The sequence below is a fragment of the Proteus sp. CA142267 genome (genome assembly GCF_003336825.1).
Classification (GTDB): Bacteria; Pseudomonadota; Gammaproteobacteria; order Enterobacterales; family Enterobacteriaceae; genus Proteus; species Proteus terrae.
On the sequence record NZ_QPMG01000002.1, the window covers coordinates 242,122 to 256,251 of the forward strand.

Genomic DNA, 14,130 nt, shown 5'->3' on the forward strand with positions numbered 1-14,130 from the left:
TAACGGTCACAAAATCTTATGCAATGCGCACGATTTAGTGCGGGTGAATGTCACTCTTGTGAATGGCTTTCTCTTGCTTATCCTGAACAAATCAAGAAAAAACAGCACAGCCTATTAGCATTACTGCCAGAAGATTATGCTTTTGATAAATTAGCGCCTGTTGAAAGCCAACAAGTGCAGTTTCGTAATAAAGCAAAGATGGTAGTCAGCGGGAGTGTTGAAAGACCCGTCTTGGGCTTAAAAACTAAAGAAGGTGTCGCTGTTGATTTATGCGAATGTCCACTGTATCCAGTTTCTTTTGTACCCGTGTTTTCTATTTTGAAAACATTTATTGCAAAAGCAGGGCTAGTACCTTACGACATTGAACGCCGCCGTGGTGAACTCAAGTTTATTTTATTAACTGAGAGCCGAAGTAATAATACCATGATGTTGCGCTTTGTTTTGCGTTCAGAAAAAAAACTAGAACAACTTCGTAAAGCACTTCCTTGGTTACAAGAACAATTGCCTCAATTAGCGGTTATCTCCGTTAATATTCAACCGGTGCATATGGCTATCTTGGAAGGTGAACAAGAAATTATTCTGACAGAAAAAACGTTCTTGGATGAATCATTTAACCAAATTCCATTGCATATTCGGCCTAGAGGTTTTTTTCAAACTAATCCAGCGGTGGCTTCATCTCTTTATGCCACAGCAGGCCGTTGGGTAAGAGAATTAAATATCACGCATTTGTGGGATATGTTTTGTGGCTCAGGTGGCTTTGGGTTGCATTGCGCGGATAAATCAACCCAATTAACAGGTATTGAAATTAGCCCTGAAGCTATTGAATGTGCACGTTTATCAGCTCAGGAATTAGGGTTAGAGCATGTCGAGTTTCAAGCATTAGATTCAACAGGTTATGCCTTAGCTAAAGAGTCTGTTCCTGAGTTAGTGCTTGTTAATCCACCAAGGCGAGGTATTGGTGAGGCATTGTGCGGTTATCTCAATAAAATGAAACCTCGCCTTATCCTTTACTCAAGTTGTAATGCTCAAACGATGGCAAAAGATATTCAGCAACTTTCTCACTATCGAATAGATAGAGTGCAGTTGTTTGATATGTTTCCTCATACTTCTCACTATGAAGTTCTTACGTTATTGGTATTACAAGATAGCTAAGATATTTATTACAAAATAGAGATTGAGTGTTAGTATAAATCAGCATTTAACGCTCGATGGATAACATCGGGCGTTTTCTTTTTTATTAGATGGGCATTCTATTTTATGCAGAATTTAAAAGCGTTGTTATTAGTGATGGTGTTATTGGGGCCTTTGGGGATCGATCTCTATTTACCGACGATACCTGCGATTGCTCAAGATTTAGGGAGTAGCGTATCCCTTATTCAGTCTACTATCGCTTTATTTATTTTAGTCTTAGGTGTAGGGCAACTTATATCGGGGCCTTTGGTGGATAAGTTCGGTCGTAAACCAATCGCTATCGCTGGGATACTTATCTATATTGTGGGTTCTATCATTGCAACGATTTCGACAGATTCAACGCTTTTTATTATTTCACGATTATTACAAGCTTCAGCGGTGTGCTGTACTTCCGTTGTGGCGTTTACCTGCGTTCGTGACTGTTTTAATGGTAATGAAGCTGCCCGTGTTTTTGGCTTTTTAAATGGCACGTTAAATATTATCCCTGCATTGGCTCCGCTATTAGGTGGATTATTGGCTGAATATTGGGGATGGCGTGCACCTTTCGGGTTTTTAATTTTCTATTCAGTGCTTGTATTAATCTTGATCACTCGTTTTTTACCAGAAACAAAACCTGAAAATACAATTCAATCAAAACAAAAATTAGGTAAAACATACCTTGAGATTTTATGCAGTAAACGCTTTTTAACTTTTGCTTTAGTGAATGCGGGCACTATGGGAATGGCATTAACTTATGTGTCATTTGCCCCAATTGTATTAATGCATGATGCAAAATTATCAGCACTTATTTTTTCTATTGTTTTCGGTGTAAATGGTTTTTGGATAATGTTTGTCAGTTTTTATGCAAACCGCGTTATTCATCGTGTTGGTAGACCTATTTGTTTGATCTTAGGGAGCGTGTTAATGGGATTGGGCTGTGTGAGCTTGTTAGGTAGCTTGATATTTATCCCTGCTGAATTACAAAATCATTGGTTGATTTATATGCTGCCTGTGGCAAGTGCTTGCGCTGGTCTTGCTTTTATTATGGGGCCTGCAACAAGTTATGCTCTTGAGCCTTATTCACAAACAGCAGGTATTGCCTCTGCATTAGTGGGCTTTATTCAAATGGCGGGTGGTGCAGCCTTTGGTTTAACAGCACTGGCTTCACCAGTACAACCTAAATTGGCATTAGCTATTGTGATGTTACTGGGTAGTTTATTAGCGTTAAATGCTTATCGGGTGAGCCATAAAGAGTCGTTAATAGAAAAACAGGCTACGCAAGAATAGAACCATTATTTGCTACTGTTTATTCAGCCATAAAAAAACACCCCAGAGTGAAAACTACTGGGGTGTTTTTATATTGACAGTTTGGCTTGCTCGTTTTTAATTACGATGCTCAAACTCTAAGGCTTTCTTCTCAATTAATCGCATTAAGAGTGTCAGTATTCCGTTGATACACAGATAAATAATACCAGCCGCAACAAAAACCATCACATCATAACTTTGACCAAAGACTTGTCGGCTATAACCTGTTAATTCAAGTAAGGTGATAGTACTGGCAAGTGAGGTACTTTTGAATATCAAAACTACTTCGTTTGAATATGATGAAAGCGCACGTTTAAATGCGTAAGGTAATATTACTCTTGCTGTTTGTACTGGTGACATTCCTAACGCTTGGCAAGATTGCCATTGTCCAGAAGGAATAGCCCTTACAGCACCATAAAAAAGCAAGGTTGAATAAGCTGCACTATTTAATGCTAATGTGACCATCGCACAGAACCACGGCGTTGATAATAACTCCCACATTATTGGGAAGTTTTTCAACACAGGAAATTGCCCTGGGCCATAATAGATTAAGAAGAACTGCACCAATAAAGGCGTACCCGTAAATAAGGTAATATAGGCTTTGACTATTTGGCTAATAACAGGTGTTTTGAGTGCCAAAACAAAAGTCATTAAAACTGAAAGTGTAAATGCAACCAATAGAGCCACGACTGTTAAAGACAGGCTTGTTGGTAATCCCGGTAAAATATCAACAATATAATCCCACATTATGAGGTACTCCGTTCAAATCGAGTCGTTCTCATTTCTAACCATTTCAGGATATATTGACTGACCAAAGTAATTACCAAATAAATCAATGCAACAATGCTATACCAAGTAAAAGGCTCTTGAGTTCGGTTAGCGATACTTTGTGTTTGTAACATTAAATCATTAACACTGATTAATGAGACTAAAGCGGTATCTTTTAATAAAACTAACCACTGATTACCTAAACCTGGTAAAGCGTGACGCCACATTTGAGGCATGATGAAGCGGAAGAAAATAGTAATACGGCCCATACCTAATGCTTGGCCGGCTTCCCATTGTCCTGTTGGTACTGCTTTTAATGCACCACGTAAAGTTTGCGAAGCATAAGAAGCATAAAGAAGTGAAAGGGCGATAACACCGCAATAGAAAGGTAATGATTCAGTATCACCAAAATCAACTTGTAAGGTGAAAGCTCCGAGATCAATTCCATCCATTAGCATCATGACACCTTGTAGAGTGCCATAATAGACAAAAAGAACCACCAGCATTTCTGGTAGTCCTCTAATTAGTGTTACCCAGCATGTTCCTAAGAAAGCAAAGGCTTTCCATCTCGCGGATTCCCAAGCTGTAAACAGCATGGCTAGAACTAATCCGATGATAAGAGCAGAAATAGCAAGTGAGACCGTTGTGACGGCCGCACCTGCTAGAGTTGTTATTTCATTCATTTATTAAGCTATTATTGTTATTCAAACCATTTTTTATAAATGACATCATAGGTGCCATCAGCTTTTACTTCAGCTAATGCTTTGTTTAATTTATCTTGTAAATCAGCATTACCTTTTCTTACTGCGATCGCAAGGCCTGTACCAAAGTAGTTAGGATCTGCAACTTTGTCGCCTACAATACCTAATTCAGGATTCTTTTTCAGCCATTCATTAACAACCGCAGTGTCACCAAAGATAGCTTCGATACGACCATTTTTAAGATCTAATACTGCATTTTGATAACTGTCATAAGGAACAGTTTTCATCTCTTTGTGTTGTTCATTGATGAATTTCTGATGGGTTGTCCCATTTTGCACACCAATTTGTTTGCCTTTTAGGCTCGCTACATCAGAGATTTTACCAGTTACTGTGATAAATACTGCTGAGTTATCATAGTAAGAATCGGTGAAATCAACTTGTTTTTGACGCTCTGGCGTAATATCAATACCTGCCATTAACGCTTCAAAACGACGGAATTTCAGACTAGGAATTAAACTATCAAATGATTGATTGGTAAAGGTACAATCAGCATTAATTTTTGCACACATTGCATTTGCTAAATCAACATCAAATCCCACAATTTGATTATTCGCATCAATCATTTCAAATGGAGGATACGTTGCTTCAGTTGCAAAACGAATTGTCTCTTTCTCAGCCGCAGTTGCAGAAAGTGTAATACTGGTCAGAAGTGCTGCAAATAATATTTTTTTCATTGTCTGATCCTGATTTAGTGTGACAAGTAATTAGCAAAAGCTTCAGTTTGTGGAGCAGTGAAATGATAGTTATCACCTTGCTCTATAATACGGCCGTTTTCCATATATACAACTTTGCTCGCGGCTTTGCGTGCAATTTCAACTTCATGGGTCACAATGACTTGTGTAATACCCGTTTCAGATAGCTCTTTAATAATATCAACAACTTGAGCTGTAATTTCAGGATCTAATGCTGCTGTAGGTTCATCAAATAAGAGAACTTGAGGCTCCATCATTAATGCTCTTGCAATAGCAACACGTTGTTGTTGTCCTCCAGATAAATGCAGAGGAAAACGTCCTGCGTAATCACTCAAACGTAAACGCTCAAGCAATTTCATCGCCTTTTCTTTGGCTTGCGGTTTTGATAAACCTAATACACGACAAGGTGCTTCAATTAAATTATCAAGAACCGTTAAATGTGGCCATAAATTGTATTGTTGAAATACCATACCCACATTTTGGCGTAATGAACGAATTGCCTTTGCGTTAGGCTGTTGGCTAAAGTCAAAATGTAGACCTGCAATTTCTAATTCGCCTGAACGTGGCATTTCTAATAAATTAAGAACTCTCATTAGTGAGCTCTTACCTGCACCACTTGGTCCTAATAGAACCATTGTTTCACCAGCAGAGCATTCCAGATTAATATCATAGAGTGCTTGGTGCGAACCGTAGAAACAATTTATGTTTTTTAATTGAATACTCATGCGTTTTTTCTGAATAGTCATTAACTGGTTCAAATAATAAAACGGTAAGAATAATTATGCAACTAAAACTGCATAATAAAGTGGTTTTTTTACGTAAAAATGGGTAATTCGGCTATTTTTTTTCACTGTCAGGTGAATTTTTATCCAGTTTGTAAGCGTTAGTACTTATTGTTTTAGCCATACCTTTGAAAATAAATAAGTGCGCAGGCATCATGGCAAACCAATAAAGCAATCCACTAAATCCTGCTGGGTGCCACCAAGCGCGAACATCTATTGAGCGAAGATTACCACTGTCGTGGATCGTGAAAGAGAGTCTGCCTAAACCGGGAGCTTTCATTCCAAATAATAGTGTGAGCTGTTTTTCAGGCTCTAGTTTGATTACTCGCCAACCATCAATCATATCGCCAAGTTCTAACGTTTCTCTAGAAGGGCGTCCGTAAGTGACTTTATTTCCAGCAATATCGTCCATAATGGCGCGAGTTTTCCATAGCGCATTACCATAAAAATATCCTTGTTCTCCACCAATTTGCTGCACTGTACGCCAAAGAGATGCCGCGCTTGCGGGTGTAGATACTGTACAACCTGCATTTTTGGGGTAATAACCATAACCAGGTTTCCAGCGACTACGAACAGCCGGAGAGTAACCCCAGTCTTGGTTGTCTAAAGCGGCTTCTTCATCTGCGAGTGTTTCTTTTACTGCCTCATCAAATTTAATGAGAGTTTGAGGAATAAGTTTACGTAATGGTTCATCGTTGGCTGGGAGATCGTATTTAAGCCCTTGAATAAGCTCTTTAGCAATAGAGGTTGGTACAGAGGTTATCATACTGATAAAGCCCGCAGAAATAAGACTACCCGGCATAGGTAGCGGGATCAGCACTCGCTTTTTACCTGAGATTTTAATGAAGCGCTCAAAAAGGGTTTGATAACTAATGTATTCAGGGCCACCTGCATCAAAAATACGATGTTGATGAGTGGGATGATGAATAATTTCAGTTAAATAGTGAATTAAATTTTTGAGAGCAATAGGGGAGGATTTAGAACGAACCCAACGTGGTGGTGTAAGAATGGGAAGGTTATAAACCATATCACGCATAATCTCAAAGGCCGCAGAGCCGGGCCCTACAATCATTGAGGTACGGATCTCAGTCACAGGAACAGTGCTGGTTCTTAACACTTCACCTGTAAGTTTTCGGGCAATAAGATGAGGTGAATATTGCTGATCTTCATGCTGTAAGGCACTTAAAAAGATAATTTGTTTAACGTCAGTACCTTCTAACGCTTCTACTACGTTAATTGCCGCTTTACGCTCTTGTTCAACTAAATTACGTGCATCACCCATGCTATGAACAAGGTAATAAACGATATCAGTATCATGCATTACTTTGTTTAAGGTTTCTGGATCATGCAGATCGACAAATATACAGCGTGTATTTTCCCAACCTTGAGACATCATCCAGTCAATTCTACGGGCACCTGCGGTGACCTGATGACCTTGTTTTATCAGAGCTGGAATAAGATTTTGACCAATATGTCCACTTGCACCAAGTACTAATACACGCTGTTGATTCATTGTTAATCCATTGTAAAAAGAGAACGTTATTGTTCTATTGTTACTGATTTTTCTATGAAGTAAAGAATGCCATCAAGATTGGTGTGATTAAACTTAAAACAAATCCATGCACAATAGCTGCAGGAACGATGGATACACCGCCACTTCTTTGTAAAACAGGCAAGGTAAAGTCCATAGATGTTGAACCACAAATCCCTAATGCTGTATTTCTATAACGATTAACAATAATAGGAATAAGCATGATGGCCGCTAACTCACGCATTAAGTCATTGAAAAATGCAGTACTACCAATAACGGGGCCAAATGCATCGGTAAGCACAATACCCGATAATGAATACCAACCATAACCGGATGCAATGGCTAATCCCATTTTCATCGGTAAGCCTAGTAAGTAAGCCGCTAAAGCTCCCCCAGCAAGTGCGCTAACACCCATAACGACGGCAATAGTTGTTCCACGACGGTTGATAAGAATTTGCTTTGGGCTCATTCCGCTATTGCGTAATTGTAAACCAACCAACCAAAGTAAGAAGATAAGTGCGCCTTGGCTGGCATGAGAGGCATAATGAAAAATTGACCAGCCTGTTAAACCGACAAAGAAACCTACAACAACGACACCGCATAACTGCAGTGATTCAAGTACCATTTTTATACGAGAAGGAGGCTTGGACTGTTTATGGGCAGGGACATGCCAAGGATCTTTTTTATCCAGTAGCCATAAAAATAGTAAATTGGCGCCAAAGGTACATAAAAAGAAAACACTGGCATAAGAAAGAATTGAGACTAAGTTTTCACCGATATTATCTAGCATGGCTAAACTTACGCCCATTAGAAATAGGATAACGTAAACCATCGCGCTAAGTAGGCGGTTTGCCAAATGAAGTAATGGGCGATTGTTTAACTTAATCAAATACCCTACAAAAAGCGGAAGTAGGATAATCAATAACCCTGATAACATTTCTATTCCTTACTGAGTGTGCTCAAATTATAAAATAAACTAATAACGTGATTGGGATTATAACATTTACTTATGATGTTGTGGATACAGAAATTAAGATAAGTCTAAAATATTTATTAAAAATAACGAGCCTACCACGTTTAGGTGTAAGAGGCTTTAATTGATTGAAAAGCGAACAAAATGGGTATATATCGAATAGTTGAGTAAATTTTATTACGGCTATCTTGAACTGTGATTTAATGAAAATATCCATTAAGTGAAATTATTAGCTGATTAAGCATAAAATGAAGATAGGAAGAATAAAATAAAGCCATAACTTAGTCGTAACTAACGAGGGAATTTATGTATTTAGAAAGAGTGGAAATAGTTGGATTCCGTGGACTTAATCGTCTTTCATTACCTCTTGATATGAATACAGTCTTAGTGGGTGAAAATGCGTGGGGTAAAAGCTCATTACTTGATGCGTTAACACTCAGTTTGGGTATTGAAACCTATCAATATGCATTTACACCTGATGATTTCCATCGTTTGCCGAATGAGCCGGAAGAAAATGGTAAAAAAAGCCTACAAATTATTTTAACGTTTACCGAATCTCGCCCTGGACGTCATCGATCTTACCGTTTCCATAAAATAGCGCCTGTGTGGGTCGAAAATGGTGATGATCTTAAACATATCTATTACCGGATAAGTGCTGAATTAGATGAGCAGAAGAATGTGAAAACATTTCGCTATTTCCTTGATAAAGAAGGAAAACAAATTCGCTTACCTAATGGACAAACGCAAGAAATTATTGCAGAGATTGTTAGACTTTATCCTGTACTTCGCTTACAAGATGCGCGTTTTGTTCGTGATCTTGCCTCTGACGTTATCGATTCTCATAATAATCCTCACCGAGAAGCGTTTAATAATAAAATGAGCGAGTTAACCAAAGCGTTAGTCAAAAATCCTGATGAGTTGTCAGATGATGATTTACGTGAAGGTCTTGATGCAATGCAACAACTGCTAGGGCACTATTTTGCAGATCATGGTTCGTTACTGTTTAAATCTCGCTCTCATCATCGAAAAGTCAATGAGCCTCATGTTCGTGGCTGGCATGCTTTAGAAAATATTAATAAAGTGTTGGCAAAACCCAATCAGAGAAGTATTCGATTAATTATCTTGGGGATGTTTTCTTCTATCTTGCAGTCTCGTGGTAGTGTCGCGCTCGATCCTTATGCAAGACCTATCGTGATTGTTGAAAACCCAGAAACGCGTTTGCATCCTATTATGCTTTCGGTGGCTTGGGGATTACTCAATCTTTTCTCATTACAACGGATCACAACCACAAACTCAGGTGAGTTGCTGTCACTTGCTCCATTAGAGAGCGTTTGCCGTTTAGTCCGTGATACCGATAAAGTCGCTGCTTACCGCGTTGGGGATCAACAACTGCATTCTGATGAAGAGCGACGTATCTCTTTTCATATTCGTTATAACCGTCCGTCTGCGTTATTTGCGCGTTGTTGGTTATTGGTTGAAGGTGAAACAGAGATTTGGTTAATGAACGAATTGGCAAGGCAATGTAATTATTTCTTTGAAGCGGAAGGAATAAAAGTCATTGAGTTTGCTCAATGTGGACTTAAGCCATTATTAAAGTACGCAACCTATATGGGTATAGAATGGCATACCTTAGTGGATGGTGATGAAGCAGGTAAGAAATATGCCGCTACCGTTAAGGATTTTGCGTTAAAAAGCAATGATGCAGAGCGTGATAGATTAACGAAGCTTCCTGCATTAGACATGGAACACTTTTTATACAAAGAAGGCTTTCGTAATGTATATCATGATGTTGCAGGTGTACCAGATAATGAAAAATGGCCAACTCGACGCGTGATCATTAAAGCTATTCAACGTTCATCCAAGCCTGATCTAGCACTAACGGTGGCTAACAATGCGGCTCAACGTGGAGTAGACTCCATCCCTTCCATACTGAAAAGTATGTTTTCTCGTGTGGCATGGCTTGCAAGAGGTAAGGCGAATTAATTCGCAACACTTGTATAAGCAAGATAAATTCACGAGACCTACACTTATTTTATTTAGCTATGAGAATAAAACCTCATAGCTAATGCTTTGTATGATTTATTGCATCTTTATGTTTAAGAAGGAAATTTTATGGCTTTTTTATCTTTAAAAAAGCGAGGGGGAATGCTCACCCTTATTTTAGTTGTTGCCGCAATCGCTACGTATTTTGTTTGGCCAAAAGAGAAGGCACCAATATATCAAACACAGCAGATCACAAGAGGTGATCTGTCGAAAGAAGTCACAGCAACGGGTAAGCTTGATGCGGTGCGTAAAGTTGATGTGGGTGCGCAGGTCAGTGGTCAGTTACAAACACTATTTGTCAAAGAAGGAGATGTGGTTAAAAAAGGGGACTTGCTCGCCATTATCGATCCGAAAAAAGCACAAAATGACGTCACTGAATCTCAAGAAACAAATAATGAGCTTAAAGCCAATCTTCAACAAGCACAGGCAGAATTGCGTTTAGCTCAATTAACTTATCAACGCCAATTAAAGCTCATTGGTACTCATGCTATTGCACAAGATGAACTTGATCGTACTAAAACAGATGTTGAAGTAAAAAAAGCACGTATCATCACTTATCAAGCACAAATTAAAAAGAACCAAGCTACGCTAGATACTGCGAGAACCAACCTGCAATATACGAGGATAACTGCACCTATGGATGGGGTTGTTACTTTTATTAAAACCCTTGAAGGCCAGACGGTGATTGCAGCGCAAGAAGCGCCGACTATTTTAACATTAGCTGACTTAGACACGATGCTGGTAAAAGCAGAAGTATCAGAAGCTGATGTCATTTATTTAAAGCCTGAACTTAGTGCTTCTTTTACGGTTTTAGGTGCGCCCGATAAAGCGTTCAGCGGTAAGTTGAAAGATATCCTACCTACACCCGAAAAAATTAATGACGCTATTTTTTACTATGCCCGTTTTGAAGTACCCAATGAACAGCATTTGTTACGTTTACAAATGACAGCGCAAGTTAAAATTCTTATCGAAAATAAGAAAGATGTGCTTCTTGTTCCGCTTTCTGTATTAGGTGATGATGCAGGAATTAATGAATATTATGTTGATGTATTAGTTAATGGTCAGCCAGAAAAACGCACAGTAAAAATAGGCATGCGTACTGATGTTTATGCAGAAGTTCTCAGCGGATTAAAAGAAAACGATGAGGTTATTCTGGGTGAAACTTCAGGAGAAGCATGATGCCTGCATTATTAGAGCTGAATGAGGTTAGCCGTTTATATACCAATGGTGAAGAAGAAACCGTTGTTCTCAATAAAGTCTCATTAACGATTAATGCAGGGGAAATGGTGGCGATTATTGGCGCTTCTGGCTCTGGTAAATCGACGTTGATGAATATTTTAGGTTGCTTAGATAAACCAAGTAGTGGTGAATATAAAGTTGCAGGTCAAAGTGTTGCGAAAATGGAAGGTGATCAACTTGCTGCATTACGCCGTGAGCATTTTGGTTTTATCTTCCAGCGCTACCATTTGATGTCCCATTTAACTGCAGAGCAAAATGTCGAAATTCCTGCGATTTACGCAGATAAAAATGCTACCCAAAGAAAAGAAAGAGCTCGCGAATTGTTAACGCGCTTAGGATTAGGTGATCGCGTTGATTATCGTCCTAATCAACTTTCTGGTGGCCAGCAACAGCGTGTAAGTATCGCTAGAGCGTTGATGAATGGTGGCGAGGTCATTCTTGCTGATGAGCCAACAGGTGCATTGGATAGCCATTCTGGTAAAGAAGTTATGTCTATTCTTAAGCAATTAAATGAGCAAGGGCATACGGTGATTATCGTAACTCATGATCCTTTAATTGCGGCACAGGCTGAACGAATTATAGAGATAAAAGACGGTAGAATTATTAATGATAATTGCCATCAAATAACGGTAAATAAAGTTAAAAAAGAGACAACACCTGTTTTAACTTCTTCTTATTTGGGGCAAATATTTGGGCGTTTTACACAAGCATTAGATATGGCTTGGCGTGCAATGGTGGTGAACAAAGTACGCACTCTGCTAACGATGCTTGGCATTATTATTGGTATTGCCTCTGTCGTCACGATTATTGTGATTGGTGATGCAGCTAAAAGCATGGTGCTGGCAGATATAAAAGCGATTGGCTCTAATACTATTGATATCTATCCCGGAAAAGATTTTGGGAGTGATTCACCGGAAGATAGACAATCATTAACACTGCAAGATGTCTTCGCTTTAAAGCAACAATCTTATGTACAAGCTGTTACACCACAAGTTCAATTTAGTACTCGATTACGCCGTGGAAACCAAGATTCACCGGCATCTGTTGCGGGAGTTAGTGACGACTATTTCACTGTATATGCGATGAAGTTTTCGCAAGGTCGTTCATTTACACCTGATATGATCCAGCGACAAGCTCAAGTTGTTGTTATTGATGAAAACACTCGTCAGCGATTTTTTCCTACCAAAAAAGAGGTTATTGGTGAACAAATCATTATTCGCAATATTCCCTCTACAATTGTTGGCGTCATTGCTGAGAAAAAATCGGCATTTGGTAATGGTCAATCCCTCAAAGTATGGGTTCCTTACAGCACATTAAATAGTCGTATTTTAAATCGAAGCTATCTTGATAGTATTACAGTAAGAGCAACTGAAGGTTATGATGCCAGTGTTGCAGAACAACAAATTATTCGTTTATTAACGATTAGGCACGGTAAAAAAGATATTTTTACTTATAACCTTGATAGCTTTATTAAGGCAGCTGAAAGTACCACTCAAACAATGCAACTGTTTCTCACTTTAGTGGCCGTTATTTCATTAGTGGTAGGTGGGATTGGTGTAATGAATATTATGCTGGTTTCAGTAACAGAAAGAACGCGAGAAATTGGTATTAGAATGGCAGTTGGTGCTAGAGCGAGTGATGTGATGCAACAATTCCTTATCGAGTCTGTATTAGTTTGTTTAGTCGGCGGATTACTGGGAATTGGCCTTTCATTTGGTATCGCTATGGTGGCAAGTATTATGTTGCCTGATTGGCATTTTGTATTCCAGCCTATCGCACTAGTGAGTGCTTTTGCCTGTTCAACGGCCATTGGGGTTATTTTTGGATTTTTACCTGCAAGAAGTGCGGCAAAAATGAATCCAATAGATGCCCTAGCGAGAGAATAATCCAAACTATAAGATAAAAGCCCTTAAAATATAAAGGGCTTTTATTTGAATGAATTAGGCATTCTATTTAGCTAAAAATACCCAACTATTGAGAGTAGCAGGTATTTTTATCGGGTTTATCTATACTGTAAATTATCTTCTATTCAATAATAGGAATGATAAGGTCAGCGTGATCACCTTTAGGCCCTTTTATCGTGCTATAATTAACTTTCTGCCCCGCTTTAAGTGTGCGGTAACCTTCCATTCTGATTGTTGAATAGTGGGCAAAAATATCATCGCCACCTTTTGCTGGGGTAATAAAACCAAAGCCCTTAGCATTATTGAACCACTTTACTGTACCTGTCTCCATACTTAGCTTCTCTCATATACTTGTATTTATTTGTTTAACATCACTTTCAGTATATTTACTGAGCTGTTCATAAAACATACTCTATTTTATTGTTTCAATCGTCAAGAGGTGAAGGCGATAGAAAGTGTTTCGAGTAGGTGAAATTTTGATGTAGCTAACGCTTTGTAATTTTTTGAATGTAAAAAGTAGGAATAAAAAAGCGTTGATAGGCAGACTTTCCTGTGAGATGGTAAACTAAATGTCATAATTGAAAGTGACGTTTAACAAAACTATGAGTAATGCAAAACAATGGGTCAGTTTGATTTTTTAACAGAAACCACGTTAAGGGAAGATGTTCATCAGAAAAATGAGCCACCAGCAATGTATAAGGTGATCTTGAATAATGATGATTACACCCCCATGGATTTTGTTGTAGAAGTGCTTACGATGTATTTTTTCCTTAGCGAGGAAAAAGCAACGCAAATCATGTTGGACGTTCATCATAAAGGAAAAGGAGTTTGTGGGGTTTATAGTGCGGATATTGCCGAAACAAAAGTGGCTCAAGTTAATCTGTATGCGAGAGAAAACGAATACCCACTTTTGTGTACTCTTGAACAGGCATGATCCGGTTAGTCTTTTAAGGAGGAGGTGC

General features: G+C 38.7%; 13 protein-coding genes. 6 read left to right on the plus strand and 7 right to left on the minus strand.

What is annotated here, in order from left to right; translation table 11 throughout:
- The first annotated feature begins 18 nt into the window (after positions 1-18).
- Both rlmC and C0T34_RS06860 read left to right on the plus strand, forming a co-directional pair.
- Positions 19-1,152, plus strand: coding sequence for a 23S rRNA (uracil(747)-C(5))-methyltransferase RlmC (gene rlmC / locus C0T34_RS06855; protein ID WP_109849896.1), 1,134 nt, complete (start codon positions 19-21; stop codon positions 1,150-1,152).
- 105 nt (positions 1,153-1,257) lie between these two features.
- Complete coding sequence (locus C0T34_RS06860; RefSeq protein ID WP_109849897.1) at positions 1,258-2,457, plus strand: multidrug effflux MFS transporter; 1,200 nt, start codon at positions 1,258-1,260, stop codon at positions 2,455-2,457.
- A 96-nt stretch (positions 2,458-2,553) separates the two neighbouring features.
- Here the strand turns inward: C0T34_RS06860 and artM are convergent, their stop codons facing one another.
- From artM to C0T34_RS06890, 6 genes are all read right to left on the minus strand, one after another.
- The gene (artM, locus tag C0T34_RS06865; RefSeq protein WP_098943762.1) at positions 2,554-3,222 is read right to left on the minus strand and encodes an arginine ABC transporter permease ArtM; all 669 of its coding nucleotides are present in this window, start codon (positions 3,220-3,222) and stop codon (positions 2,554-2,556) included.
- Positions 3,222-3,926 carry an arginine ABC transporter permease ArtQ gene (artQ, locus tag C0T34_RS06870; RefSeq protein ID WP_098943760.1) on the minus strand — a complete coding sequence of 235 codons (705 nt, stop codon included), beginning with the start codon at positions 3,924-3,926 and terminating at the stop codon, positions 3,222-3,224. Before artQ ends, artM begins: the two co-directional genes overlap by 1 nt.
- A 17-nt stretch (positions 3,927-3,943) precedes the next feature.
- Positions 3,944-4,678 carry an arginine ABC transporter substrate-binding protein gene (gene artJ / locus C0T34_RS06875; RefSeq protein WP_023581291.1) on the minus strand — a complete coding sequence of 245 codons (735 nt, stop codon included), beginning with the start codon at positions 4,676-4,678 and terminating at the stop codon, positions 3,944-3,946.
- 14 nt (positions 4,679-4,692) lie between these two features.
- Positions 4,693-5,421 carry an arginine ABC transporter ATP-binding protein ArtP gene (gene artP / locus C0T34_RS06880; protein ID WP_088493315.1) on the minus strand — a complete coding sequence of 243 codons (729 nt, stop codon included), beginning with the start codon at positions 5,419-5,421 and terminating at the stop codon, positions 4,693-4,695.
- 112 nt (positions 5,422-5,533) lie between these two features.
- A complete protein-coding gene (locus tag C0T34_RS06885) occupies positions 5,534-6,991 on the minus strand; it encodes a DUF2867 domain-containing protein (RefSeq protein WP_109849898.1) in 1,458 nt (485 codons plus the stop codon).
- Between the two features lie 52 nt (positions 6,992-7,043).
- Positions 7,044-7,946 (minus strand): lysine exporter LysO family protein, encoded by a 903-nt coding sequence (locus C0T34_RS06890; protein ID WP_098943756.1) that lies wholly within the window; start codon positions 7,944-7,946, stop codon positions 7,044-7,046.
- Between the two features lie 342 nt (positions 7,947-8,288).
- Here C0T34_RS06890 and C0T34_RS06895 point away from each other — a divergent pair, with 342 nt between their 5' ends.
- From C0T34_RS06895 to macB, 3 genes are all read left to right on the plus strand, one after another.
- Positions 8,289-9,965 carry an ATP-dependent endonuclease gene (locus tag C0T34_RS06895; RefSeq protein ID WP_098943755.1) on the plus strand — a complete coding sequence of 559 codons (1,677 nt, stop codon included), beginning with the start codon at positions 8,289-8,291 and terminating at the stop codon, positions 9,963-9,965.
- 129 nt (positions 9,966-10,094) lie between these two features.
- Positions 10,095-11,204 carry a macrolide transporter subunit MacA gene (gene macA, locus C0T34_RS06900; RefSeq protein ID WP_109849899.1) on the plus strand — a complete coding sequence of 370 codons (1,110 nt, stop codon included), beginning with the start codon at positions 10,095-10,097 and terminating at the stop codon, positions 11,202-11,204.
- Positions 11,204-13,150, plus strand: a complete 1,947-nt coding sequence (gene macB, locus C0T34_RS06905; protein ID WP_109849900.1) for a macrolide ABC transporter ATP-binding protein/permease MacB — start codon at positions 11,204-11,206, stop codon at positions 13,148-13,150. Before macA ends, macB begins: the two co-directional genes overlap by 1 nt.
- A gap of 139 nt (positions 13,151-13,289) precedes the next feature.
- Here the strand turns inward: macB and cspD are convergent, their stop codons facing one another.
- Positions 13,290-13,499, minus strand: coding sequence for a cold shock domain-containing protein CspD (cspD, locus tag C0T34_RS06910; RefSeq protein WP_023581298.1), 210 nt, complete (start codon positions 13,497-13,499; stop codon positions 13,290-13,292).
- Positions 13,500-13,787: 288 nt separating this feature from the next.
- Here cspD and clpS point away from each other — a divergent pair, with 288 nt between their 5' ends.
- A complete protein-coding gene (gene clpS, locus C0T34_RS06915) occupies positions 13,788-14,102 on the plus strand; it encodes an ATP-dependent Clp protease adapter ClpS (protein WP_075672467.1) in 315 nt (104 codons plus the stop codon).
- The last annotated feature ends 28 nt before the right edge of the window (positions 14,103-14,130 follow it).

Excerpts from the sequence above, each read along its gene's own strand:
- macB (WP_109849900.1), top strand. The coding sequence starts at position 11,204 with ATGCCTGCATTATTAGAGCTGAATGAGGTTAGCCGTTTATATACCAAT.
- artP (WP_088493315.1), bottom strand. The coding sequence starts at position 5,421 with ATGAGTATTCAATTAAAAAACATAAATTGTTTCTACGGTTCGCACCAA.
- cspD (WP_023581298.1), bottom strand. The coding sequence starts at position 13,499 with ATGGAGACAGGTACAGTAAAGTGGTTCAATAATGCTAAGGGCTTTGGT.
- C0T34_RS06885 (WP_109849898.1), bottom strand. The coding sequence starts at position 6,991 with ATGAATCAACAGCGTGTATTAGTACTTGGTGCAAGTGGACATATTGGT.
- clpS (WP_075672467.1), top strand. The coding sequence starts at position 13,788 with ATGGGTCAGTTTGATTTTTTAACAGAAACCACGTTAAGGGAAGATGTT.
- C0T34_RS06890 (WP_098943756.1), bottom strand. The coding sequence starts at position 7,946 with ATGTTATCAGGGTTATTGATTATCCTACTTCCGCTTTTTGTAGGGTAT.
- C0T34_RS06895 (WP_098943755.1), top strand. The coding sequence starts at position 8,289 with ATGTATTTAGAAAGAGTGGAAATAGTTGGATTCCGTGGACTTAATCGT.
- C0T34_RS06860 (WP_109849897.1), top strand. The coding sequence starts at position 1,258 with ATGCAGAATTTAAAAGCGTTGTTATTAGTGATGGTGTTATTGGGGCCT.
- rlmC (WP_109849896.1), top strand. The coding sequence starts at position 19 with ATGCAATGCGCACGATTTAGTGCGGGTGAATGTCACTCTTGTGAATGG.
- macA (WP_109849899.1), top strand. The coding sequence starts at position 10,095 with ATGGCTTTTTTATCTTTAAAAAAGCGAGGGGGAATGCTCACCCTTATT.
- artJ (WP_023581291.1), bottom strand. The coding sequence starts at position 4,678 with ATGAAAAAAATATTATTTGCAGCACTTCTGACCAGTATTACACTTTCT.
- artQ (WP_098943760.1), bottom strand. The coding sequence starts at position 3,926 with ATGAATGAAATAACAACTCTAGCAGGTGCGGCCGTCACAACGGTCTCA.
- artM (WP_098943762.1), bottom strand. The coding sequence starts at position 3,222 with ATGTGGGATTATATTGTTGATATTTTACCGGGATTACCAACAAGCCTG.